The organism is Streptomyces sp. PA03-6a (assembly GCF_033792765.1).
GTDB lineage: Bacteria > Actinomycetota > Actinomycetes > Streptomycetales > Streptomycetaceae > Actinacidiphila.
Genome location: NZ_JARAVK010000137.1, coordinates 1 through 24,226, shown reverse-complemented (window position 1 = coordinate 24,226; position 24,226 = coordinate 1). Strand labels below are relative to the sequence as shown.

Annotated in this window: 14 protein-coding genes; 8 read left to right on the top strand and 6 right to left on the bottom strand. The window is 72.0% G+C overall.

Annotated elements, in window-relative coordinates; translation table 11 throughout:
- The 5 genes from PV350_RS28450 to PV350_RS28430 form a co-directional block, all read right to left on the bottom strand.
- Positions 1-673 (bottom strand): scabin-related ADP-ribosyltransferase (locus tag PV350_RS28450; RefSeq protein ID WP_500336779.1); only part of this gene is annotated, 673 nt, incomplete at its 3' end.
- A gap of 289 nt (positions 674-962) precedes the next feature.
- Positions 963-1,460: an ATP-binding protein gene (locus PV350_RS28445; RefSeq protein WP_499514100.1), complete on the bottom strand. Its 498-nt coding sequence runs from the start codon at positions 1,458-1,460 to the stop codon at positions 963-965.
- A 254-nt stretch (positions 1,461-1,714) separates the two neighbouring features.
- On the bottom strand, positions 1,715-2,482 hold the full coding sequence (locus PV350_RS28440) for an enoyl-CoA hydratase/isomerase family protein (RefSeq protein WP_499514099.1): 768 nt from the start codon (positions 2,480-2,482) through the stop codon (positions 1,715-1,717).
- Between the two features lie 58 nt (positions 2,483-2,540).
- A complete protein-coding gene (locus tag PV350_RS28435; protein WP_499516956.1) occupies positions 2,541-3,719 on the bottom strand; it encodes a L,D-transpeptidase in 1,179 nt (392 codons plus the stop codon).
- Between the two features lie 202 nt (positions 3,720-3,921).
- Entirely contained in the window at positions 3,922-5,073 is a 1,152-nt protein-coding gene (locus PV350_RS28430) for a L,D-transpeptidase (RefSeq protein WP_499516955.1), read from the bottom strand.
- Between the two features lie 247 nt (positions 5,074-5,320).
- Between PV350_RS28430 and glgX the strand changes: the two genes are divergently transcribed.
- The 5 genes from glgX to PV350_RS28405 all read left to right on the top strand — a co-directional run bounded on the left by glgX (position 5,321) and on the right by PV350_RS28405 (position 15,424).
- Positions 5,321-7,603 carry a glycogen debranching protein GlgX gene (glgX, locus tag PV350_RS28425; RefSeq protein WP_500336777.1) on the top strand — a complete coding sequence of 761 codons (2,283 nt, stop codon included), beginning with the start codon at positions 5,321-5,323 and terminating at the stop codon, positions 7,601-7,603.
- A gap of 63 nt (positions 7,604-7,666) precedes the next feature.
- On the top strand, positions 7,667-8,938 hold the full coding sequence (locus PV350_RS28420) for an MFS transporter (protein WP_500336775.1): 1,272 nt from the start codon (positions 7,667-7,669) through the stop codon (positions 8,936-8,938).
- Positions 8,939-8,972: 34 nt separating this feature from the next.
- Complete coding sequence (locus tag PV350_RS28415) at positions 8,973-10,817, top strand: ABC transporter ATP-binding protein (protein WP_500336773.1); 1,845 nt, start codon at positions 8,973-8,975, stop codon at positions 10,815-10,817.
- The gene (locus tag PV350_RS28410; protein ID WP_500336771.1) at positions 10,814-12,709 is read left to right on the top strand and encodes an ABC transporter ATP-binding protein; all 1,896 of its coding nucleotides are present in this window, start codon (positions 10,814-10,816) and stop codon (positions 12,707-12,709) included. Before PV350_RS28415 ends, PV350_RS28410 begins: the two co-directional genes overlap by 4 nt.
- A gap of 339 nt (positions 12,710-13,048) precedes the next feature.
- The gene (locus PV350_RS28405; RefSeq protein ID WP_500336769.1) at positions 13,049-15,424 is read left to right on the top strand and encodes a M4 family metallopeptidase; all 2,376 of its coding nucleotides are present in this window, start codon (positions 13,049-13,051) and stop codon (positions 15,422-15,424) included.
- A 90-nt stretch (positions 15,425-15,514) separates the two neighbouring features.
- Here PV350_RS28405 and glgP read toward each other — a convergent pair whose 3' ends face one another.
- Positions 15,515-18,151, bottom strand: a complete 2,637-nt coding sequence (glgP, locus tag PV350_RS28400; RefSeq protein WP_500336767.1) for an alpha-glucan family phosphorylase — start codon at positions 18,149-18,151, stop codon at positions 15,515-15,517.
- Between the two features lie 567 nt (positions 18,152-18,718).
- Between glgP and PV350_RS28395 the strand changes: the two genes are divergently transcribed.
- The 3 genes from PV350_RS28395 (at position 18,719) to PV350_RS28385 (ending at position 24,124) form a co-directional block, all read left to right on the top strand.
- A complete protein-coding gene (locus PV350_RS28395; protein ID WP_499514094.1) occupies positions 18,719-20,716 on the top strand; it encodes an alpha-1,4-glucan--maltose-1-phosphate maltosyltransferase in 1,998 nt (665 codons plus the stop codon).
- Positions 20,713-22,413, top strand: coding sequence for a maltose alpha-D-glucosyltransferase (treS, locus tag PV350_RS28390; protein ID WP_499514093.1), 1,701 nt, complete (start codon positions 20,713-20,715; stop codon positions 22,411-22,413). The genes PV350_RS28395 and treS overlap by 4 nt, the downstream gene beginning before the upstream one ends.
- Before the next feature lie 253 nt (positions 22,414-22,666).
- Positions 22,667-24,124, top strand: a complete 1,458-nt coding sequence (locus PV350_RS28385) for a maltokinase N-terminal cap-like domain-containing protein (protein ID WP_500336765.1) — start codon at positions 22,667-22,669, stop codon at positions 24,122-24,124.
- Positions 24,125-24,226: the final 102 nt, after the last annotated feature.

The following is a 24,226-nucleotide window of genomic DNA, read 5'->3' as shown; positions in this document are numbered from 1 at the left end:
GGGCAGAGGGGGCCGCAGGGGCCGCGGGCTCCTTCACCCCCGTCCAGTCGGGGGCCGGCCAGCCACGCCACGGCGAGTACGCGGGGTTGACCACGCACCGGGCCGTGAGCTCGGCCTTGGTGGCCTTGTCCACCGGGCAGGCCTTCACGAGGAACTGGCGGGCGATGCCCCCGGGGAAGACCACGCCGGTACGGGCCGAGCGCAGTTCACGGGTACCGAGGGTCTCGTCGAGCTCGATGCCCCCGGGGGCGTCGATGTAGTAGTGGTAGGCGGCCGTGTGCTGCCTGAGGGCCTCGCGGTCGTAGGTGGTGGCCACGAACGGCGAGGGTTGCTCGCGGCGGGCGTAGGCCTGCAGGTCGTACTCGCCGTCGCCCACGTCCTCGGGACGCAGGCCGTCCTTGAAGACGGTCTCCGGCGGGCGGTCGTCGCCGTGGAAGAGGGCGTTGCAGTTGGAGCGCCAGGTCGGCTCGTCGGGCCTGATCCGGTCGAGGTCGACGCTGGTGTCCGCGGCGGCGTAGAGCCGGTCGGGAACGACGGGGCACCATTCGGGGACGGCCGGGTCGCGTGGAAGACCCGGGGCGACGGCCGCGGAGGCCGTGCAGACGGGGAGTGCGAGCACCCCCAGCGAAAGGGCGGCGGCGCAGAGCCGGCGCAGCGTGCGCAGTGCGATCATATGCCCACGATCACCCCGGTATCGCCCGGTCGCCGGAATGGTCACCCTTGTCGGCGTGTCCCGCCGGAAGACGAAAGAGGCCCCTGCGCATCGTTGTGCGACGCTGCTGGGGCCTCTCGATTCGTCGTGGAGCCAGGGGGTGTGATCCACGACGCCATGGGACGACCGAGCCCGGGTCATGGGGGTCGTTGCTCCACAACTATACGAGACATCGCAGCTGAAACCTCACGATGTGGGAGTGAGGTGGGACACTGACCTTGTAAACGCAGGTTAGCTGTTCATTTGGCGTTCAGCGGTCCATGACCCGCATTTCGAACCAGGTGGTCTTGCCGCGTGGCAGCAGATCCACCCCCCAGCGGTCGGCGAGCTTGTCGATCAGGAAGAGGCCCCGCCCGCTCACGTCCATCTCGCGCACCGGCATCAGGCAGGGCAGCGCCCGCGAGGGGTCGCGCACCTCCACCCGGATCCAGCCGCGGCGGCGCAGCATGCGCAGGCCGAAGGTACGGGCCCCGGTGTGACGCACGGCATTGCCGACGAGTTCGGAGACGAGTAACTCGACGACGTCGTTGAACTGGGGCAGACCCCAGAGCCGGAGCACCGAACGGCTCAGCCGCCGGGCCGTGGCCGCGGACTCCGGGCGCGAGGAGAGCCGCACCTCGTCCACGGAGGGATTCCCCAACAGATCGAGGGACGTCGCCGCCAGATCGTCGACCGCCGTGGGCGGCCACCCCGCCGCCGGGACCGTTACCCGCTGCGGCTGCTCAGATGCTCCCTGCTGCCCCGCCATGCTCTCATGATGGCCGTACGCGACGGCGGTTCGGGGCGGATCGGGGGAATTGACGGGGCGGAACGCGTCATTCCGAGTTGCCGTACCGGCATATGTCAAGGGCAATGATGGATCTCACACGACCCCTCCCACCTGCGCGAAGGGGGCACCGGAGAGGAACGGCCGACGAATCCGGCGCAGGTCGCCTTAAGGTCCTCTTAAGGTCGGCTTAAGGCGACCCGACGGGCACCGGCTGTCACTCAACCGGGTTGGGTCTAGCGGAACTTCGCCTTGCCCGGACCCTCCTCGACGAAGCTGCGCATGCCCGTCGTACGGTCCTCGGTCGCGAACAGCCCTGCGAACAGGTTCCGTTCGATGGTGAGGCCGGTCTCCAGATCGGTCTCGAGACCGGCGTCCACGGCCTCCTTGGCGGCGCGCAGCGCCAGCGCCGGCCCCCGGGCCAGCCGCTCGGCCCAGGCGCGGGCCTCGGCGTACACCTGCCCGGCCGGGACCACCTTGTCCACCAGGCCGATGGTGAGCGCCTCGTCGGCCTTGACCATGCGGCCGGTGAAGATGAGGTCCTTCGCCTTGGCGGGACCCACCAGGCGCGACAGCCGCTGCGTGCCGCCCGCGCCGGGGATGAGGCCGAGCAGGATCTCCGGCTGGCCGAGCTTGGCGTCCTCCGCTGCGACCCGGATGTCGGCGCAGAGCGCGAGTTCGCAGCCGCCGCCGAGGGCGTAACCGGTCACGGCGGCCACCACCGGCTTGGGGATCCGGGCGACCGCCGTGAAGGAATCCTGCAGTGCGCGGGACCGCACGGCCATGGCCTCGTAATCCATGACCTGCATTTCCTTGATGTCCGCGCCCGCCGCGAACACCTTCTCGCCGCCCCAGATCACGACGGCCCGTACGTCCTCGCGCCGGGAGGCCTCCTCCGCCACTTCGCGGAGCCGGTCCTGGGTCGCGACGTCCAGGGCGTTCATCGGGGGGCGGTCCAGGCGGATGGTGCCGACACCCTCGTCGACCTCGAGATTAACTGTCATGGCCGACGAGGGTATCCGTGAACGCCCGTTTACGCTGCGACGTGCCTCACGGGGCGCGTCAGGAGGCGGGGGTCCACTGGCTCCACGGCAGGTTCCAGCCGTTGAGCCCGTTCCACCACTGCACGGTCTTGTCGTGGGAGTTCTTGACCTGCACGACGTCACCGATCATCGAGTTGTTGTAGAACCACGAGGACGGGGTGTCGCCGCTGCCGCCGCGCACGTCCCGCAGGCCCACGCAGCCGTGGCTGACGTTGGCGTTGCCGAAGGTGCCGGGCGAGGCCCAGTAGTTGCCGTGGATGAAGGTGCCCGAGGTGGTCAGGCGCTGGGCGTTGGGCACGTCCTTGATGTCGTACTCACCGCCGAAGCCCACGGTGTCGCCGTTCATGCGCGTCACCTTGTACCGCTCGGTGATGACCATCTTGCCGTTGTAGGTCGTCGTGCCGGGCCCGCCCGAGGTGATCGGGATGGTCTTCAGCAGGCTGCCGTCGCGGTAGACCTTCATCGTGTGCTTGGCGGCGTCGACGATGCTGACCTGGCTGCGGCCGATGGTGTAGTGCACGTCCTTGGACTGGGTGCCGTAGACGCCCTTCGCGCCCTCGACCCCGTTCAGCCGCAGGGAGAGCGTGATCTTGGTGCCCTTGGCCCAGTACTTCTCGGGACGGAAGTCGACGCGCTGGTCGCCGTACCAGTGGCCGACGACGGGGACCGAGGGGTTCGCGGTCACCTCGATCGCGTCCTGGACCGCCTTCTTGTCGGTGATCGCCCGGTTGAACTTGAGCGAGACCGGCATGCCGACGCCGACCGTCTGGCCGTCCTCGGGGGTGAAGAAGCCGATGAAGGTGTCCTTCGGGGTGACCGTGGTGAAGCTCGCGTGCTTGGCCGACTCGCGGCCCGCACCGTCCTTGGCTATCGCGTCCACCGAGTACTCGGTGGAGGTGCCGAGCGTCTCGGTCGGCTCCCAACTGCTGCCGTCGGCGGATATCTTGCCCTCGACCGGGTCGCCCTTGCCGCTCTTGACCACGACCGAGGTCAGCTTGCCCTTGCCGGCGGTGACCTTGAGGTCCCCCGTCGTGGCCACCTCGTCGGCCCCGTCCTCGGGCGCGATGGTCACGACGGCCTGCGACTCGGTCGTGTCCCCCTTGCCGCCCTGTGAGGCCGAGGCACCGGGCCTGGCCTTGTCCCCGTCCTTGCTGTCGCCGCTGGCGCTGCCCCCGCACGCGCTGACCAGGAGCAGCATCGCCCCCACCGCGAGGGCCAAGGTGGTCCGCCTTGCGCCCGGCGCGCCCTGTATCGCCTTCAACTCACGTCTCCCCAAAACCGGCCCGTGGCCCCGTGGCCCAAGGGTGAGTCCCCCTCACCTAGCGCTTAGAGAACCACACGGAACCGGTGTTGTGGATCCCGGTATTGTCACCGTTCCGTCCCAGTCGCGGGGCCCGGCCTCAGCCGCCGGCCGCCCACTGCTCCCAGGCCATGTTCCAGCCGCCCAGGCCGTTGTCGGGAGCGACGGTGCGGTCGTGGGAGTTGACGACGGTGACGAGGTCGCCGACGAGCGAGTGCGCGAAGAACCAGGCCGCCGGGGTGGCCGTCCCGCCGCCCTTCACGTCGAGCAGGCCGACGCAGCCGTGGCTGGTGTTGGCCGCGCCGAAGGTGCCGGGGGTGGCCCAGTAACTGCCGTGCACGAAGGTGCCGGAGCGGGTCAGCCGCATGGCGTGCGGGACGTCGGGGATGTCGTACTCGCCGCCGAAGCCCACCGTGTCCCCGTTCATCCGGGTCAGCCGGAGCTTCTCGGAGATGACCATCGCGCCGTTGTACGTCGGGTTGGACGGGGCGCCCGCCGAGATCGGCAGGACGCGCGTGACCTGCCCGCCGCGGCGCACCGTCAGGGTGTGCGCGGCGGCGTCGACGGTGCTGGTCTGGTCCCGGCCGATGTCGAAGGTGACGTCCTTGGACTGCACCCCGTAGACCCCGGGGCCGGTCTCGACGTCGAGCAGCCGCAGCGAGAGCGTCACCTTCGTGCCGGGGACCCAGCGCTCGCGGGGGCGGAAGTCCAGGCGCCGGTCGCCGAACCAGTGCGGGGCGATCTCGACGGCGGGCGAGGAGGCGACGCGGACGGCGCGCTCGACGGCGGCGCGGTCGGTGACCGGCCGGTTGAAGTCCAGGGAGACGATCATGCCCGTGCCGACGGTCTGCCCGTCCTCGGGGGTGAAGTAGCCGATGAGGGTGTTCTTGGGGACGAGGGTGGTGAACACCGCGTGCTTGGCGGCCCGCCGGCCCCCCGTGTCCTCGGCGACGGCGTCCACCGTGTACTTCTCCGACAGCGACAGCCTGGACCGGGCGTGCCAGCGGGAGCGGTCGGCGGTGAACACGCCCTCGACCACCTCCCCCTCCCCGTCCTCGACGTGCACGGAGGTGAGCAGGCCGTCCTCGGCCTCGACCGTCAGCGGGTCGTCCGCCTCCACGTCACGGGCGCCGTCCCCCGGAGTGATCCTGATCCTCGCCTCGGACACCTTCGGGGTGTCGTCGGCCACCGCACCGCTGTCCGCCGGCCCGAACCCGAGCCCGCACGCCGTCAGCATCCCCGCCAGCCACATGGCGGTGGCAAGCCCCGCCCCCGCGCGCAGAGCGCGCCGCACCGCAGTCGTCACGCTCGGTCAACGACCGGACGGCCCCGGGGAAACGTCTGCGGCGCGTCCGATCGATCACGCGTGTGACGCCGCAGGGTGAACGGGAAGGTAAAGCGGGAGGGCGCGACGCGCGCGCGGAGGGACACCGCGCCGCGTACGGGCACGGCCGGCGCCGGCCGGGTCCGGCGTCCCCCGAGCCGCAGGAGGCGAGCACGTGTCGGAGACGCGCGAGGACGAATCGGTCGACCGGGCCGGAAAGCTGCGCCCGAACGGCCACCGGACCGCCCCCGTGGCCGTGCCGCTGCCGCGCCCGGAGACCGCGCCGGCCGTGCCGGGGCCCGCCGGGACCGGGGACACCCTGGTGTGGCCTGGCAGCCCGCAGCCGCTGGGGGCACGCTTCCACACCGGCCCCGACGGACGCCCGGGCACCAACTTCGCCCTGTGGGCGGGCGGCGCCGAGTCGGTGGAGCTGTGCCTGTTCGACGACGAGGGGACCGAGACCCGGGTCCCGCTGACCGAGCTGACCCACGAGATCTGGCACGGCTTCGTGCCCGGGGTCCTGCCCGGCCACCGGTACGGCTACCGGGTCGGCGGCCGCTGGGACCCGTGGACCGGTGCCCGCTGGAACCCGGCCAAGCTGCTGCTGGACCCGTACGCGCGGGCGGTCGACGGCGACTTCACACTGCCCCCCGAGGTGTACGGCCACGTCCGCGACTGGCCGGAGCAGGAGGTCGCCGACACCGTGCGGGACAACCGCGACTCGGCCCCGTACGTGCCCAAGGGCGTCGTGGTGGACGACGACGACCCCTGGACGGACGACCGCAGGCCCAAGACGCCCTGGGCCGACTCGGTCATCTACGAGCTGCACGTCCGCGGCTTCACCATGCGCCACCCCGGCATCCCGCCCGAACTGCGCGGCACCTACGCCGGGCTGGCGCACCCGGCGGCGATCGAGTACCTCACCGGCCTCGGCGTGACGGCCGTCGAACTGCTGCCGGTGCACCAGTTCGCGCACGAGGACCACCTGCTGCGCCGGGGCCTGCGCAACTACTGGGGCTACAACTCGATCGGCTACTTCGCCCCGCATGCCGGCTACGCCGCCACCGGCACCCGCGGACAGCAGGTGGGCGAGTTCAAGCGGATGGTGCGCGCCCTGCACGACGCGGGGCTGGAGGTGATCCTCGACGTCGTCTACAACCACACCGCCGAGGGGAGCGAGTTCGGGCCCACCCTCTCCCTGCGCGGCATCGACAACCGCGGCTACTACCGGCTGCCGGGCGACGCGCGCCGCTACGCCGACTACACCGGCTGCGGCAACACCCTCCACGTCGTCCAGCCCCAGGTGCTCCGGCTGATCACCGACTCCCTGCGCTACTGGGTGACCGAGATGGGCGTCGACGGCTTCCGCTTCGACCTCGCCGCGGCGCTCGCCCGGTCGATGCACGACGTCGACATGCTCTCCCCCTTCCTCGCCGTCATCGCCCAGGACCCGGTGCTGCGCCGGGTCAAGCTCATCGCCGAGCCCTGGGACGTCGGCTCCGGCGGCTACCAGGTCGGCGCCTTCCCGCCGCTGTGGACGGAGTGGAACGACCGCTACCGCGACACCGTCCGGGACTTCTGGCGCGGCACCCAGCACGACGTGCGCGACCTGGGCTACCGGCTGTCCGGCTCCAGCGACCTGTACGCCTGGGGCGGGCGCCGTCCGTACGCCTCGGTCAACTTCATCACCGCGCACGACGGCTTCACCCTGCGCGACCTGGTGAGCTACGAGCGCAAGCACAACGAGGCCAACGGCGAGGACAACCGCGACGGCACCAACGACAACCGCGCCTGGAACTGCGGGCACGAGGGCGAGACCGACGACCCGGCCGTGGGCGGGCTGCGCCGCCGTCAGCTGCGCAACATGCTCTCGACGCTGCTGCTGTCGACCGGCGTGCCGATGCTGGTGGCCGGTGACGAGACGGGCCGCACCCAGGGCGGCAACAACAACGCGTACTGCCAGGACAACGAGATCAGCTGGCTGGACTGGTCGCTGCCGCAGGATCCTGACTGGGCCTCGCTGCGCGAGCTGACGGCCCGGCTGATCGCCTTGCGCCGCGCCCACCCCGTGCTGCGCAGGAGGGCCTTCTTCTCCGGCCGGCCGCAGTCCGCCGAGGGCCTGCGGGACCTGGCCTGGTTCACCGCGCAGGGCCGGGAGATGACCGACGGCGACTGGTACAGCCCCACGTCCACGCTCGGGATGTACCTGTCGGGCGCCGACATCCCGCACCGCGACGCGCGCGGCCGCCCGGTCACCGACGACAGCTTCCTGGCGGTCTTCCACGCCTCGCACCGCCCGGTCCGCTTCACGCTGCCGGGCGGGCCGTGGGCCAGGGAGTACGAGTTGCTGCTCGACACCTCGCGCGAGGACCAGACGGAAGCACCGGGCAGCCGGCACCGCGGCGGGAAGGCGCTGACCGTGCCGGGGAGGACGGTGCTGCTGCTGCGCGCCGTCTGAGGGACGAGACGCGGCGGCAAAGGTGTGGACTCGGCCAATTGGTCCAGTCCACACTGGTCGTCCGTGACCTCCGCACCTCCGCCATCGCCGCCGTGCGCCTCCGGCCGCGCCCTGTCGGCCACCCCCCGGGACCGCCTGTGGTCACGGGGGTTCAGCCTGTACTTCACCGCCCGCAGCGTCGCCATGCTCGGCGACTCGATGCTGCCCGTCGCCCTGTCGGCCGGGCTGCTCCAGCACGGCTACGGCGCGGGCGACATCGGCTACGCCATGGCCTCCTTCACCGCCTGCTTCGCCGGGCTGGTCGTCCTCGGCGGCGTGTTCGCCGACCGGTTCAGCGCCCGCGGCCTGATGATCGGCGCCGACCTGGTGCGGGTCGGCACGCAGTCCCTGGCCGCCTGGCTCTTCTTCTCGGGGCACGTCGTGCTCTGGCAGATCTGCCTGATCGGCGCCGTCAACGGCGTGGCGGGCGCCATGTTCCAGCCGGGGGTGGCCAGCACGGTGCCCCAGGTGGCACGGGACGTCCAGGAGGCCAACGGGGTGGTCCGCACCGCCGAGTCCCTGATGGCGCTGGCCGGCCCGGCGCTCGCCGGCGTGCTGGTGGCCTTCACCTCGGCGGGCGGGGTGTTCGCCGCGCACGCCGCCACGTACGCGGTGAGCGCCGTCTGCCTGCTGCTGCTCCGGCTGCCGGCCCGGACCGCGCGGGAGCCGCGGGACGCCGCCCGGCGCAGCAGCTTCCGGGCCGACCTGGTCGAGGGGTGGCGGGAGTTCCGGGCCCGTACCTGGATGTGGTCGGTGATCGTCATCTGGATGGGCTTCATGATCCTCGTCATGGGCCCGGTCACCCCGCTGGCGGCCGGCGAGATCCTGCCGGCGCACGGCCCGAAGGCGTACGGCCTGGTCTCCTCCGCCCTGGGGGCGGGCACCGCGCTCGGCGGGCTGCTGGCGATACGGCTGCGGCCGGCCCGGCCGCTGCGGGGCGGGGCCGTGGCGCTGTTCGGCTTCGCGCTCTACCCGGCCGCGGTCGGCGCCGGGCTGCCGGTGCCGGCGATCGCGGCGGCGGTGCTGGTCGCCGGGACGGCCTGGGCGTTCTGGAGCGTGATGTGGGCCACCAGCGTCCAGACCCAGGTGCCCGGCGAGATCCTCAACCGCATCCACGCCTACGAGGTCGCCGGGTCGGTCGCCATGCTGCCGGTCGGGCAGGCCCTCGCGGGGCCGGCGGCGGGTGTCTTCGGGGCGCGCCCGGTGCTGGTGGCCGGTGGTGCGGTGACCCTGCTGGTGTGCGTGGCGCTGCTGGCGGTGCCCGCCGTGCGCGACCTCGGCCGAAAATCCGGATGAGCGTTGTCGGTGGTCGCACGTAGTCTCTGAAACGATGCCTGAGTCGACCAACCAACCCGAGCCCGAACGTTCCCGATCCGCCGTGCGCTCACTGCTGCGCCTGTGGCCGTACGTGAAGCCGATCAGCCACCGGCTGTTCGGTTCCGCGGGCGTGGCCGTGGTCGCGTCGTGCCTGGCGCTGCTGATCCCGCTGGTCCTGAAGTGGATCGTGGACGGCCCGGTCGCCGACCACGAGCCGTCCGGGGTGTGGCTCGGCGGCGGGCTGGTGCTGCTGCTCGGTCTCCTGGAGGCCGGGCTCTTCGGCGTACGGCGCTGGCTGGTGGCGCGCCCCATGGCCGCGCTGGAGGCCGGGATGCGGGCCGAGCTGTACCGGAGGCTGCAGCGCCTGCCGGTGTCCTTCCACGACCGGTGGGGCTCGGGCCAGCTGCTCTCACGGGCCACGAACGACCTGCAGATCCTGCGGATGTTCCTGACCTTCCCGATGGTCTTCCTGGCGGTCAACACGGCCACCATCGCGGCGGGCTTCGGCATCCTGTTCGTGCAGCGCTGGTCGCTGGGGCTGATCCTGCTGGGCCCGGTCGTGCCGCTGGTGATCCTCTGCTCGTACTTCGAGGCGCGCTACCAGGTCGCCTCCCGCACCGCGCAGGACCAGGTCGGCGACCTGACCACGCTGGTCGAGGAGTCGGTGCTCGGCATCCGCATCATCAAGGCCTTCGGCCGGCACCGCAGCCAGGCCGACGCCTTCCGCCGGCAGTCGCGCGAGCTGCGCGGCACCGAGCTGCGCAAGGCCGGGCTGCTGGCGGACCTGTGGATGGTGATCACCGCGCTGCCGGACGTGGCGCTGGGCGCGGCGCTGGTCCTGGGCGCGGTGCAGGTCGCCGACGGCGACCTGTCGGCGGGCACGCTGGTCGCCTTCCTGTCCACGGCGCTCGCGCTGCGCTGGCCGGTGGAGTCGCTGGGCTGGCTGCTCTCCTTCAGCAACGAGGCGGCCACCGCCGCCGACCGCGTCTTCGAGGTCCTGGACACCGAGGTCCCGCCGGAGACCGGCTCGGGGACGGGGACCGGCCCGGTCGGCGGCGAGGGCGGGCGGCCCGCCGACGGCATCCGCTTCCACGCCGTGCGCTTCCGCTACCCCGACGCCCCCGAGGGCAGCCCCGACCTGCTCACCGGGATCGACCTGCACATCCGCAGCGGCGAGACCGTGGCGCTGGTCGGCGCGACGGGCAGCGGCAAGACGAGCCTGACCTCGCTCATCCCGCGGCTGTACGAGCCGACCGGCGGCCGCATCACGCTGGACGGCACCGACGCCGCGCAGCTCACCCGGTCCGCGCTGCGCTCCCTGGTCGCGACGGCCTTCGAGGAACCGACCCTGTTCTCCGCCAGCGTGCGGGAGAACGTGCTGATGGGCGCTCCCGACGCGGGCGAGACGGACCTGCTGCGGGCGCTGGAGATCGCCCAGTGCGACTTCGTCCACAAGCTGCCGCAGGGTGTGGACACCCAGGTGGGAGAGCAGGGCCTGAGCCTGTCCGGCGGTCAGCGGCAGCGGCTCGCGCTGGCCCGCGCGGTCGTCGGCCGCCCCCGCTTCCTGGTGCTGGACGACCCCCTGTCCGCCCTCGACGTGCACACCGAGGCCCTCGTCGAGGCGGCCCTGCGCCAGGTGCTGGCCACCACGACGGCGCTGGTGGTCGCCCACCGCCCCTCCACGGTGATGCTCGCCGACCGGGTGGCGCTGCTGTCGGAGGGCCGGGTCACCGCGGTCGGCACCCACCAGGAGCTCCTGTCCTCCTCCGCGGTCTACCGCCGCCTGATGTCCGGCCAGGACGGGAGCGCGCCCGCCGCGCCGGACCGTCCGCAATTCGAAGGGAGCAGCACCCGATGACCTCCGTCGCGGAGTCGCAGCCTGCCGAGCAGTCGGCCGACGGGGAACCGGCGGGGCACCGGGAGACCGAGGAGGCCCGGGAGGCCCGGCAAGCCCGGGAGGACGACCTCTTCGACCGGGACCGGCTCCCGGCGCCCGAGAGGGCGTCACGCGCCCTGCTGCGGGAACTGGTCGGGCCGCACCGGCGGCGCGTGTGGCTGGCGGCCGTGGTGCTGCTGCTGCAGCAGGCGGCCGTGCAGGCGGGCCCGCTCATCGTCGCGGTGGCCATCGACCGGGCCATCCCGGCGCTGCGCCGCGACGACCACGGCCCGCTGATCGCGGTCGCCGTCGGCTACATCGGCTGCGCCGTCGCCGGCGGTCTCCTGCAGCGGACGTTCGTCCGGCAGGCCGGCCGGGTCTGCCAGGACGTGCTGGTCGACCTGCGCGGCCGGATCTTCCGGCACGCCCAGGCGCTCGGCCTGGACTTCCACGAGCGCTACACCTCGGGCCGGATCATCGCCCGCGCCACCTCCGACGTGGAGTCGATCCGGGAGCTGCTGACCGAGGGCCTCCAGGAGCTGCTGAACGTCGGGCTGTCGGTGCTCTACATCTCGGCCGTCCTGCTGTGGCTGGACTGGGGGCTCGGCCTGTTCGCGCTCGCCACCGCGGTGCCGCTGGTGGTGACCGTCCGGATCTTCCGGCGCCGGTCGGCCACGGTCTACACACGCCGTTCCGCGGCGATCGCCTCCGTCATCGTGCGCTTCACCGAGACGATGAACGGCATCCGGCCCGTACAGGCCTTCCGCCGCGAGAAGGCGAACGACGAGGCGTTCGACGAGCTCAACGCCGCCCACCGGCAGGCCAACGGTGACGCGATCCTGGAGATGGGCCGCTTCACCGTGAGTTCCTGGCTGATCGCCAACACCTCGGTGGCGCTGGTGGTGCTGTGGGGCGCGTACCGCGTCGCCTCCGGCTCGCTCGCGCTGGGCGTGCTCGCCGCCTTCGTGCTCTACCTGCGGCGGCTGTACGCGCCGATCGACCCGCTCGGCATGTTCCTCAACTCCTACCAGTCGGCGGCCGCCTCGCTGGAGAAGATCGCCGGGCTGCTGGCCCAACGGCCGTCGGTGCCCGAGCCGCAGACACCGCGGGCGCTGCCTGCCACGCAGGCGGACATCCCGGGCCGCGAGGTCGTCTTCGAGGGGGTCCGCTTCGCCTACCGCACGGGCGGCGAGGTGCTGCCCCGCTTCGACCTGCGGCTGCCCGCCGGGCAGACGGTCGCGGTGGTCGGCGCCACCGGCGCGGGCAAGTCGACGCTGGCCAAGCTGCTGGCCCGGTTCTACGACCCGACCGACGGCCGGGTCACCCTGGACGGGGTGGACCTGCGCGAGCTGGCCCTGCCGGAGCTGCGCCGCGGGGTGGTGATGGTGACCCAGGAGGCGTTCCTCTTCTCCGGCACGGTCGCCGAGAACATCTCCATCGGCCGCCCGGAGGCCACCCGTGAGGAGATCGAGGACGCGGCCAGGGCGATCGGCGCCCATGACTTCATCGCGGCGCTGCCCGAGGGCTACGACACCGACGTCCGCAAGCGCGGCGGCCGCATCTCGGCGGGCCAGCGCCAGTTGGTGGCCTTCGCCCGCGCCCTGCTCGCCGACCCGGCCGTGCTCATCCTGGACGAGGCGACCTCCTCGCTGGACGTACCGGGCGAGCGCGCGGTGCAGCAGGCGATGCGCGAGGTGCTGCGCGGCCGCACCGCCGTGATCATCGCCCACCGGTTGTCGACGGTGGAGATCGCGGACCGGGTGCTGGTGATGGACCAGGGCCGCGTCGTGGAGGACGGCACCCCGGCCGAACTCGTCTCCGGCGCGGGCCGCTTCGCCGATCTGCACCAGGCCTGGCGCGACAGCCTCGTCTGAGCCACCGGCACCTTCCGGGGCGTGCGGGGCCGGCCGGCCCCGCACGCCCCGGCTTCTTTCCGGCACGCTTCGCCCCTCCCTGTCCGGAATGCGAACCCGACGTCCCCCTCAAAGGACGAATTCGGCCAACTTCTCGCCACGTACATGACACCAAGCCGTGAACAGTGGCACTCTTCCCCCCGTCGGCCGTCAGTACGCCCACACACCGCACCGCTTCGTGCTGACGCACCGGCCGAACTCCGCACGTCCCACCCGCACGGCTAGTTCCGCCCGGGCAGCACACCCCGTCTGCCCGGCTGTCCCCGGCCGCCAACCGCGGCCGACGCAGTAGGAGTCCGAGTGAGACGATCCCCCCGCAAGGCAGTCGCGGCCGCCAGTGTGGTCGCCACCGCCGCGTTCATCGCCGTCGGCATACCGGCCACCTCCGCCACGGCGAACGCCGCCCCCCACACGAGCCAGCTCCGCGCCGGAGCCCTCGAGGCGAAGCTCACCCCCGCCCAGCGCACCGCGCTCATCAAGAGCGCGAGCGACCGCACCGCCGTCACGGCGCAGTCGCTGGGTCTGGGCAGCAAGGAGAAGCTGGTCGTCAAGGACGTCGTCAAGGACGCCGACGGCACGCTGCACACCCGCTACGAGCGCACCTACGCCGGGCTCCCGGTGCTCGGCGGCGACCTCGTGGTGCACGCGCCCGCCAAGGGCACCGGAACGGTCGGCACGACGTTCAACACGAACCAGAGGATCACGGTCGCCTCGACGACGCCGAAGGTCGCCGAGTCCGCCGCGACGACCGCCGCGCTGAAGACCGCCAAGACGCTGAAGGCCCAGGCGCCCGCGGCCGACGACGCCCGCAAGGTGATCTGGGCCGGCCAGGGCACGCCGAAGCTCGCCTGGGAGACCGTGGTGAGCGGCCTGCAGGACGACGGCACCCCGAGCCGGCTGCACGTCGTCACCGACGCCGTGACCGGCAAGGAGCTCTACCGGTACCAGGACATCAAGACCGGCACCGGCAACACCCAGTACAGCGGCCAGGTGTCGCTGACCACGACGCTGTCCGGCTCGACGTACCAGCTGTACGACACGACCCGCGGCGGCCACAAGACGTACAACCTCAACCGCGGCACCTCCGGCACCGGGACGCTGTTCACCGACGCCGACGACGTCTGGGGCGACGGCACCGGCTCCAACACCCAGACCGCGGGCGCCGACGCCGCCTACGGCGCCCAGACGACCTGGGACTTCTACAAGAACACCTTCGGCCGCAGCGGCATCCGCAACGACGGTGTCGCCGCGTACTCGCGGGTCCACTACAGCAGCGGCTACGTCAACGCCTTCTGGGACGACAGCTGCTTCTGCATGACCTACGGCGACGGCTCGGGCAACACCCACGCGCTGACCTCGCTGGACGTCGCGGGCCACGAGATGAGCCACGGCGTCACCTCCGCCACCGCGAACCTCACCTACTCGGGCGAGTCCGGCGGCCTGAACGAGGCGACCTCCGACATCTTCGGCACGGGCGTCGAGTTCTACGCCAACAACAGCAACGACATCGGTGACTACCTCATCGGTGAAGAGATCAACATCAACGGCGACGGCACCCCGCTGCGCTACCAGGACAAGCCGTCCCGCGACGGCACGTCGCCCGACAACTGGTACTCCGGCATCGGCAACCTGGACGTCCACTACTCCTCGGGCCCGGCGAACCACATGTTCTACCTGCTCTCCGAGGGCAGCGGCGCCAAGGTCATCAACGGGGTCAGCTACAACAGCCCGACCGCCGACGGCATCGCCGTCGCCGGCATCGGCCGTGCCGCCGCGCTGCAGATCTGGTACAAGGCGCTGAGCACGTACATGACGAGCAGCACCAACTACGCGGCCGCCCGCACCGCCGCCCTGAACGCCGCGACGGCCCTGTACGGCGCCGGATCCGCCCAGTACGCGGGCGTGCAGAACGCCTTCGCGGGCATCGGTGTCGGCAGCCACGCGCCCGTCTCGGGCGTCACGGTCACCAACCCGGGCAACCAGAGCAGCACCGTCGGCACCGCCGCCAGCCTGCAGATCCAGGCCAGCAGCACCAACAGCGGCGCGCTGAGCTACGCGGCCAGCGGCCTGCCCTCCGGTCTGTCGATCAACGCCTCCACCGGCCTGATCTCCGGCACCCCGTCCGCCGCAGGCACATACAACACCACGGTCACGGTCACCGACTCCGCGTCCAAGACCGGCACCGCCTCCTTCACCTGGACCGTCACCACCCCCGGTAGCTGCGCCTCCAGCCAGCTGCTCGGCAACCCCGGGTTCGAGTCCGGCAGCGCCTCCTGGACGGCCACCAGCGGTGTGATCACCAACTCCAGCAGCCAGGCCGCCCACGGCGGTTCGTACAAGGCGTGGCTGGACGGCTACGGCTCGACGCACACCGACACGCTCACCCAGTCGGTGACGATCCCGGCCGGCTGCAAGGCGACCTTCACCTTCTGGCTGCACATCGACTCCGCCGAGACGACCACCAGCACCCAGTACGACAAGCTGACCGTCACGGCCGGGTCGACCACCCTGGCCACCTACTCCAACCTCAACAAGGCCTCGGGCTACACCCAGAAGTCCTTCAGCCTGAACTCCTTCGCCGGCTCCACCGTCACCCTGAAGTTCACCGGCACCGAGGACTCCTCGCTGCAGACGAGCTTCGTGGTCGACGACACCGCGGTGAACACCAGCAGCTGACCCCCGTCGGCTGACCGCACACGCCGGGCCCCGGCCGTCGTCAACGACGGCCGGGGCCCGGTCCCGTTCCCGCTTGCGTGGACGTCCGGCTCAGCGCAGCACGCCGGCCGTCATCCCCGTCGCCTCGGGCGGCACCGCGATCAGCCCGAGCTCGGCGACCGAGGCGAGCAGCCGGTGCATCGGGAGCACGCGGACGGTGTAGCCGAAGGGGCCGGTGCGGTCGAGGGTGAGCGGGCCCTCGTAGAGCCAGCGGCCCTCCAGGTCCGGCCGTCCGCCCGGTTTGAGGGAGACCACGGTCGGGTCGGCGATCCGGTCGGAGTCGTCGACGCGCCCGGACACCACCTGGACGTCCACGTCCCCGGGCTCCAGGCCGCCGAGGGCCACCTGGACGCGCAGGGTGAGCGTGGTCCCGAGCTCCGGGGAGCCGCCGACCGAGGCACCGGTCTCCACGTGGTCGACCGCGATCATCGGCCACTGCTCGCGCACCCGCCGCTTCCACGCGGCGAGTTCGACGGACTCCCCGCCCCCCGCGAGACGGTGGGCGCGGGCGGCGGGCGCGTACAGCCGGGTCACGTACTCGCGGACCATGCGCCCGGCGAGCACCTTCGGCCCCAGGGTGCTCAGGGTGTGCCGGACCATCTCGATCCAGCGGACCGGCAGACCGTGCGTGCCGCGGTCGTAGAACCGGGGCGCGACCTGGTTCTCGACCAGGTCGTAGAGGGCGGCCGCCTCGATGTCGTCGCGGCGGTCGGGGTCGCCGGCCGCGCCGAAGCCGTCCGCGGTGGGGATCGCCCACCCGTTGTTGCCGTCGAACCACTCGTCCCACCAGCCGTCCAGGACGGACAGGTTGAGGCAGCCGTTCAGCGCGGCCTTCATGCCGGAGGTGCCGCAGGCCTCCAGCGGCCGCAGCGGGTTGTTCAGCCAGACGTCGCACCCGGGGTAGAGGTGCTGGGCCATGGCCATGTCGTAGTCCGGCAGGAACACGATGCGGTGCCGCACCCTGGGGTCGTCGGCGAAGCGCACCAGCTCCTGCACCAGCCGCTTGCCGCTGTCGTCGGCCGGGTGCGCCTTGCCCGCGACGACGATCTGGATCGGCCGGGTCGGGTGCAGCAGCAGCTCCATCAGCCGGTCCTGGTCGCGCAGCATCAAGGTGAGCCGCTTGTACGACGGGACCCGGCGCGCGAAGCCGATGGTCAGCACGTCCGGGTCGAGGACGTCGTCGACCCAGCCCAGCTCGGCCGAGCCGGCGCCGCGCTGCCGCCAGGAGGCGCGCACCCTGCGGCGCACCTCCCGCACCAGCTGTTCGCGCAGCTCCCGGCGGAGCTCCCAGATCGCGGCGTCGGGGATGCGGAAGACGCTCTCCCACGTGTCGGCGAGCCCGGTGGTCATCGCGTCCTCGGCGTTCTGGACGCCGGCCTGCCGGGCGCCGAGCCGGAACACCTCGGGCGCGACCCAGGTGGGGGCGTGCACGCCGTTGGTGATGGAGGTGATCGGCACCTCCTCCGGGTCGAAGCCCGGCCACAGCCCGGCGAACATCTCGCGGCTGACGCCGCCGTGCAGGGTGGAAACGCCGTTGGCGCGCTGCGCCAGCCGCAGCCCCATCACGGCCATGTTGAAGACGTTGGGGTCGCCGCCGGGGTAGGTCTCCATCCCCAGCTCCAGCACCCGCTGGACGTCGACGCCGCGCAGCTCGCCGTCGTCGCCCAGGTGCCGGGCGAGCAGCTCGCGGTCGAAGCGGTCGATGCCGGCCGGTACGGGGGTGTGGGTGGTGAAGACCGTACCGGCCCGCACGGCCTCCAGGGCGGAGTCGAAATCCAGCCCTTCTCCGTCGGCCGCGAGCTCGCGGATGCGTTCCAGGCCGAGGAAGCCCGCGTGCCCCTCGTTGGTGTGGAAGACCTCGGGCGCCGGGTGCCCGGTCAGGGCGCAGTAGGTGCGCACGGCACGGACGCCGCCGATGCCGAGCAGCATCTCCTGGAGCAGCCGGTGCTCGCTGCCGCCGCCGTAGAGGCGGTCGGTGACGTCCCGTTCGTTGGGGTGGTTCTCCTCGACGTCGGAGTCGAGCAGCAGCAGCGGGACCCGGCCGACCCGGGCCAGCCAGACGTGGGCGCGCAGGCTGCGCCCGCCGGGGAGGTCCAGGGCGATCAGGACGGGGCCGCCGTCCTCGTCCCGCAGCAGCGACAGCGGCAGCTCGTTGGGGTCGAGCACGGGGTAGTGCTCCTGCTGCCAGCCGTCCCGGGACAGGGACTGGCGGAAGTAGCCGTGCCGGTAGAGCAGACCGACGCCGATCAACGGCACGCCCAGGTCGCTGGCGGCCTTGAGGTGGTCGCCGGCCAGGATGCCGAGGCCGCCGGAGTACTGCGGCAGCGCCGCGGTGATGCCGAACTCGGGTGAGAAGTAGGCGATGGCGGCGGGGAGTTCCCCGGCCTCGGCAGCGCCCTGGTACCAGCGTGGGTTGCCGAGGTAGTCGTGGAGGTCCTCGACGGCGGTGCCGAGCCGGCGGAGGAACCTGCGGTCCTTGGCGAGGGCGTTCAGCCGGTCCTTCGAGACCGCGCCGAGCAGCCGCACCGGGTCGCCGGCCGCCGCTCTCCAGCCCTCGGGGTCGACGGACTGGAACAGCTCACGGGTCTCGTTGTGCCAGGACCAGCGCAGATTCTGCGCGAGCTCCCCCAGGGGACGTAGTGGTTCGGGCAGGACGGTTCGCACGGTGAATCGACGAATAGCCTTCACATCTCCGACGGTAGCGGCATCTTTCGGTGCGGTGGTGACAACCGGGGCCCCAACACCCCGCGGCCCGGCGCCGCCGCGCGGCACCCGTCGCCTGGCGCACCAGGACGCGCCGGGCGTCCCGGCGCACCCGCGCGCGGCCCGGTGGACGCCTCGTCAGCGTGTCGGGCGGCGGCTACGACAGTCGCAGCACGGCCCCCGGGCCGGGGCGCACCGCGGGAGCTACGACCGGCGGCCAGGACCGGGGCACGGGCGGGACCCGGCGCCCCGGCGGCCGCGCGCGCCGGTCCGCCGGACGGTGGCCGGTTGTCTGCGTCCGGGCGCCGCCGGGGCCGCCCGGCGCGCAACTTACGCGCCAGTACCCCTTCCCGGGGAGTATTCGACCGTCATCCAATGGGCAGGCTCACCCTTGCGCGACGCGGCGCCGAACCCTCCCACACCACAACTCGTATCCGCCCACCCGAGTGAACGCGGACAGGAGCGGTCATGCCCACAGGCAGGCATCCGAAGGAGCAGATAAAAAGAGCGGAAGGTACCCGTCCGGCCACCCGCACAAACTGGTGAGGCGCAATGATCGGTCGCATCCCCGTCCTGGACGTCCGCCCGCTGGTCGACTGCGGACGCCGCCCCGCCAAGGCCGTGGTCGGCGAAACCTTCCAGGTCACCGCCACGGTGTTCCGGGAGGGACATGACGCGGTGGCGGCGAACGTGGTCCTGCGCAGCCCCGCGGGACGCTCCGGGCCACGGATCCCCATGCGCGAACTCGCCCCCGGCACCGACCGGTGGGGCGCCGAGGTGACGCCCACCGCGGAGGGCCGCTGGACGTACACGGTGGAGGCCTGGAGCGACCCGGTGGCCACCTGGCGGCACCACGCGGGCATCAAGGTCCCCGCCGGCATCGACACCGAACTGGTCCTCGCCGAGGGGGCCGAGCTGCACGAGCGCGCGGCGGCCGGGGTGCCGAAGAAGGACGGCCGGGCCGTGGTGCTGGCCGCGGTCGACGCCCTGCGCGACACCTCCCGTTCGGCCGCCGAGCGGCACGCCGCCGCCCTCGCACCGGACGTGGTGGCGGTGCTCGGCCGGCACCCGCTGCGCGACCTGGTGAGCGCCTCGCGCCCGGCGGCCCTCCAGGTGGAGCGGCAGCGGGCGCTGTTCGGGTCCTGGTACGAGATGTTCCCCCGGTCCGAAGGCGCCGTGGTGGACCCCTCGGGCCGCAAGCCACCGAGGTCCGGGACCTTCCGCACGGCGGCCGAGCGACTGCCGGCGATCGCCGCGATGGGCTTCGACGTGGTCTACCTGCCGCCCGTCCACCCGATCGGCGCAGCGTTCCGCAAAGGGCCCGACAACACGCTCGACCCCGGCCCGCACGACGTGGGCTCGCCCTGGGCGATCGGCTCCGCGGAGGGCGGCCACGACGCCGTCCACCCGGACCTCGGGACGATCGAGGACTTCGACTTCTTCGTGGAGCGGGCCCGTGAGCTGCGCCTGGAGATCGCGCTGGACTTCGCGCTGCAGTGCTCGCCGGACCACCCGTGGGTCGGCAAGCACCCCGAGTGGTTCACCACCCGGGCGGACGGCTCGATCGCGTACGCCGAGAACCCGCCGAAGAAGTACCAGGACATCTACCCGATCGCCTTCGACGCCGACTTCAGCGGCATCGTGCAGGAGACCGAGCGGGTGCTGCGGCACTGGATGGACCACGGGGTGCGGATCTTCCGGGTCGACAACCCGCACACCAAACCGGTGGTCTTCTGGGAGAAGGTCATCGCCGACATCAACCGCACCGACCCCGACGTCATCTTCCTGGCGGAGGCGTTCACCCGTCCGGCCATGATGCACACGCTGGCCCAGATCGGCTTCCAGCAGTCGTACACCTACTTCACCTGGCGCAACGGCAAGCAGGAACTGACGGAGTACCTGACGGAGCTGTCCGGTGAGGCCGCGGCCTACATGCGGCCCAACTTCTTCGTCAACACCCCGGACATCCTCCACGCCTACCTGCAGCGCGGCGGCCGCCCGGCGTTCGAGGCGCGTGCGGTCCTCGCCGCGACCCTTTCCCCCACATGGGGGGTGTACGCCGGATATGAGCTCTGCGAGAACGCGCCGGTGCGCGAGGGAAGCGAAGAGTACCTACACTCGGAGAAGTACGAGCTCAAGCCCCGTGACTGGGCGGCAGCCGAGGCCGAAGGCCGTTCGCTGGCTCCGCTGCTCACCACGCTGAACCGGCTGCGACGCCGCCACCCCGCGCTCCAGCAGCTGCGCGACCTGCGCTTCCACCCCGTGAACAACGACGCGGTGCTGGCGTACTCCAAGCGCTCGGGCGACGGCAGCGACGTCGTACTGGTGGTCGTCAACCTGGACCCGCACCACACCCAGGAGGCGACCGTCTCGTTGAACATGCCGGAACTCGGCCTCGCGTGGCACGAGTCCACCCCGGTGCGCGACGAGCTCACCGGCGAGACCTACCACTGGGGCAGGGACAACTATGTGCGCCTCGAGCCGGGCCGCGCGCCCGCGCACATCCTCACCCTGCGACCTACTCCATCGACAGGAGGGTCACCCACTTGATCGTCAACGAACCCGTACCTGACACGTTCGAAGACACCCCGGCCAAGGACCGGGACCCCGACTGGTTCAAGCGGGCCGTCTTCTACGAAGTGCTCGTACGGTCCTTCCAGGACAGCAACGGCGACGGCATCGGCGACCTCAAAGGGCTCACCGCCAAACTGGACTACCTGCAGTGGCTCGGGGTCGACTGCCTGTGGCTGCCGCCGTTCTTCGCCTCGCCGCTGCGCGACGGCGGCTACGACGTCTCGGACTACACGGCCGTGCTGCCGGAGTTCGGGGACCTGGCCGACTTCGTGGAGTTCGTGGACGCCGCCCACCAACGCGGTATGCGCGTGATCATCGACTTCGTCGTCAACCACACCAGCGACCAGCACGACTGGTTCCAGCAGTCCCGCACGGACCCCGACGGCCCGTACGGCGACTACTACGTCTGGGCGGACGACGACAAGCAGTACCAGGACGCCCGCATCATCTTCGTCGACACCGAGAGCTCCAACTGGACCTTCGACCCGGTGCGCAAGCAGTACTACTGGCACCGCTTCTTCTCGCACCAACCGGACCTCAACTACGAGAACCCCAAGGTCCAGGAGGAGATCCTGGCCGCCCTGCGCTTCTGGCTGGACCTCGGCATCGACGGGTTCCGGCTGGACGCGGTGCCGTACCTGTACCAGGAGGAGGGCACCAACTGCGAGAACCTGCCGCGCACCCACGGCTTCCTGAAGATGGTGCGCGAGGAGATCGACGCCCACTACCCCGACACCGTCCTGCTCGCCGAGGCCAACCAGTGGCCCGAGGACGTGGTCGACTACTTCGGCGACTACGCCAAGGGCGGCGACGAGTGCCACATGGCCTTCCACTTCCCGGTGATGCCGCGCATCTTCATGGCGGTGCGCCGGGAGTCCCGCTACCCGGTCTCGGAGATCCTGGCCAAGACCCCGGCCATCCCGCACAACTGCCAGTGGGGCATCTTCCTGCGCAACCACGACGAGCTGACGCTCGAGATGGTGACGGACGAAGAGCGCGACTACATGTACGCGGAGTACGCCAAGGACCCGCGCATGCGGGCCAACATCGGCATCCGGCGCCGGCTCTCCCCGCTGCTGGACAACGACCGCAACCAGATCGAGCTCTTCACCGCCCTGCTGCTCTCCCTGCCGGGCTCGCCGATCCTCTACTACGGCGACGAGATCGGCATGGGCGACAACATCTGGCTCGGTGACCGCGACGCGGTGCGCACGCCGATGCAGTGGACCCCGGACCGCAACGCGGGCTTCTCCTCCTGCGACCCGGGCCGGCTCTACCTGCCGACCATCATGGACCCGGTCTACGGCTACCAAGTCACCAACGTCGAGGCGCAGATGAGCTCCCCGAGCTCGCTGCTGCACTGGACCCGCCGGATGGTGGAGATCCGCAAGCAGAACCCGGCCTTCGGCCTCGGTTCGTACACCGAGCTGCCCTCCACCAACCCGGCCGTCCTGGCCTTCCTGCGCGAGTACAAGGACGACCTCGTCCTGTGCGTGAACAACTTCTCGCGCTTCGCCCAGCCCACCGAACTCGACCTGCGGGCCTTCACCGGCCGGCATCCCGTCGAGCTGATCGGCGGGGTGCGCTTCCCGGCCATCGGCGAGTGGCCCTACCTGCTCACCCTCGCCGGTCACGGCTTCTACTGGTTCCGGCTCCGCCGCGACGTGGCGTAGGCGGACCCGCCGGGTGACGGCGACCCGGCGGCCCGGCACGGTTTCGTGCCGGGCCGCCGGGGCAGGCTCCCCCTGCCGGATCCAGCGTCATATCGGATGCTGTACGGGCCCTTGTCCCTCGTACGCCAAGTACGCCAATTGCTCCACCGGCTCGGATGATATTCGTCCGACACGTCCCACTCGTCGGACCATCGCCGCAGCGCGCCCCTTCACTTAGGGAACCAGCAGGCCCGGCACCCGAGGAAAGGACGTCATGTCGGACACCTCGTGGCTTCGCACCTCAGCAGTCCGGCCGGGGACCACCGTGCCCCCGGCACCGGGACTGCTCTCCGCGCTCGGCCCGTTGCTGCGGGAATGGCTGCCCCGGCAGCGGTGGTTCGCCGGGAAGGGGCGGCCGATCAGCGGCTTCGGGCTGGTCTCGGCCACCGAGCTGCTGCCCGCCGACGGGCGGCTGGGCACCCCCGGACTGCTCCATCTGCTGCTCGACGTCCACCAGGACGTGCAGGAGCGGATGCCGGGCACCGGGCACGGGAAGCCGGCCGACACCTACCAGTTGCTGCTCGGCACCCGGGCGCTGCTGCCGCCCGCGCTGGCCCCGGCGCTCGTCGGGCACGCCGTCGGCGGACCGTTGGACGGCCTCACCATCTACGAGGCGCTCCACGACCCGCGTCTGACGTCCCTGCTGCTGGAGCGGCTGCGGGCGCCCGGCCGCACCGGGCACCTGCGCTTCGGCTCCGAGCCCGCCGCGGCGATCCCGGCCGGGCTGGCGCCGCGGCTGTCCACCGCGGAGCAGTCCAACAGCTCGGTCATCTACGGCGACACGTTCATCCTCAAGCTGTTCCGGCGGGTCGCCCCGGGCCCCAACCCCGACCTGGAGCTCTCGCTCGCCCTCGCGCGGGCCGGTTCGCGGCGCGTCGCGGCGCCCGCCGCCTGGTTCGAGGCGCTCGGCCTGTACGACGAGCCCGCCACGCTCGGCGTGCTGCAGCGCTTCCTGCCCGGTTCCGCCGGGGCCTGGGAACTCGCCCTGCAGGCGGTGGAAGACGGCACGGACTTCTCCGGCGAGGCGCACGCGCTGGGGCGCGCGACCGCGGAGGTCCACCTGGCGCTGGCGCGCGCCCTGCCGACGAGCACCCTGCGCCGTCCGCAGATCGAACTGCTCGCCGCCGCGATGGCCGGACGGCTGGACGCCGCCGCCGCGGCGGTGCCCGCCCTGCGGCCGTACCGCGCGGCACTGCGGGCCGCCTTCGACGACCTTGCCGCACTCGGGACGCTCGGCACGACGCTGGCCGCCCAGCGCATCCACGGCGACCTGCACCTCGGCCAGGCCCTGCGGACCGGGCCCGGGGGGTGGGTGCTGATCGACTTCGAGGGCGAGCCGGCGCGGCCGCTGCCCGAACGCCGCCGTCCCGCGTCCCCGGTGCAGGACGTCGCCGGGATGCTGCGCTCCTTCGACTACGCCGCCCGGCACCACGACCCGTCCGCCTCCGGGGCGCCCGAATGGGCCAGGACGCAGCGCGCCGCCTTCTGCGCGGGCTACGCCGAGGCCACCGGGACCGATCCGAGGGACGAGCCCGTCGTCATACGCGCCTACGAGACCGACAAGGCCGTCTACGAAGTGCTCTACGAGGCCAGGCACCGGCCCGCCTGGCTCCCCATCCCCATGGCCGCGGTGCGCCGCCTCGCGCAGCCGCCGCACGGCCGCACCCCCTGACCGGGCGCCCCCACGCCCATCCGAGGAGGACCTGACCGTGACCGATCGCCAGCCGTTCCCCGACTCCACCCCCGGCACCCCCGGCCCGGGCGGGAACGGGAG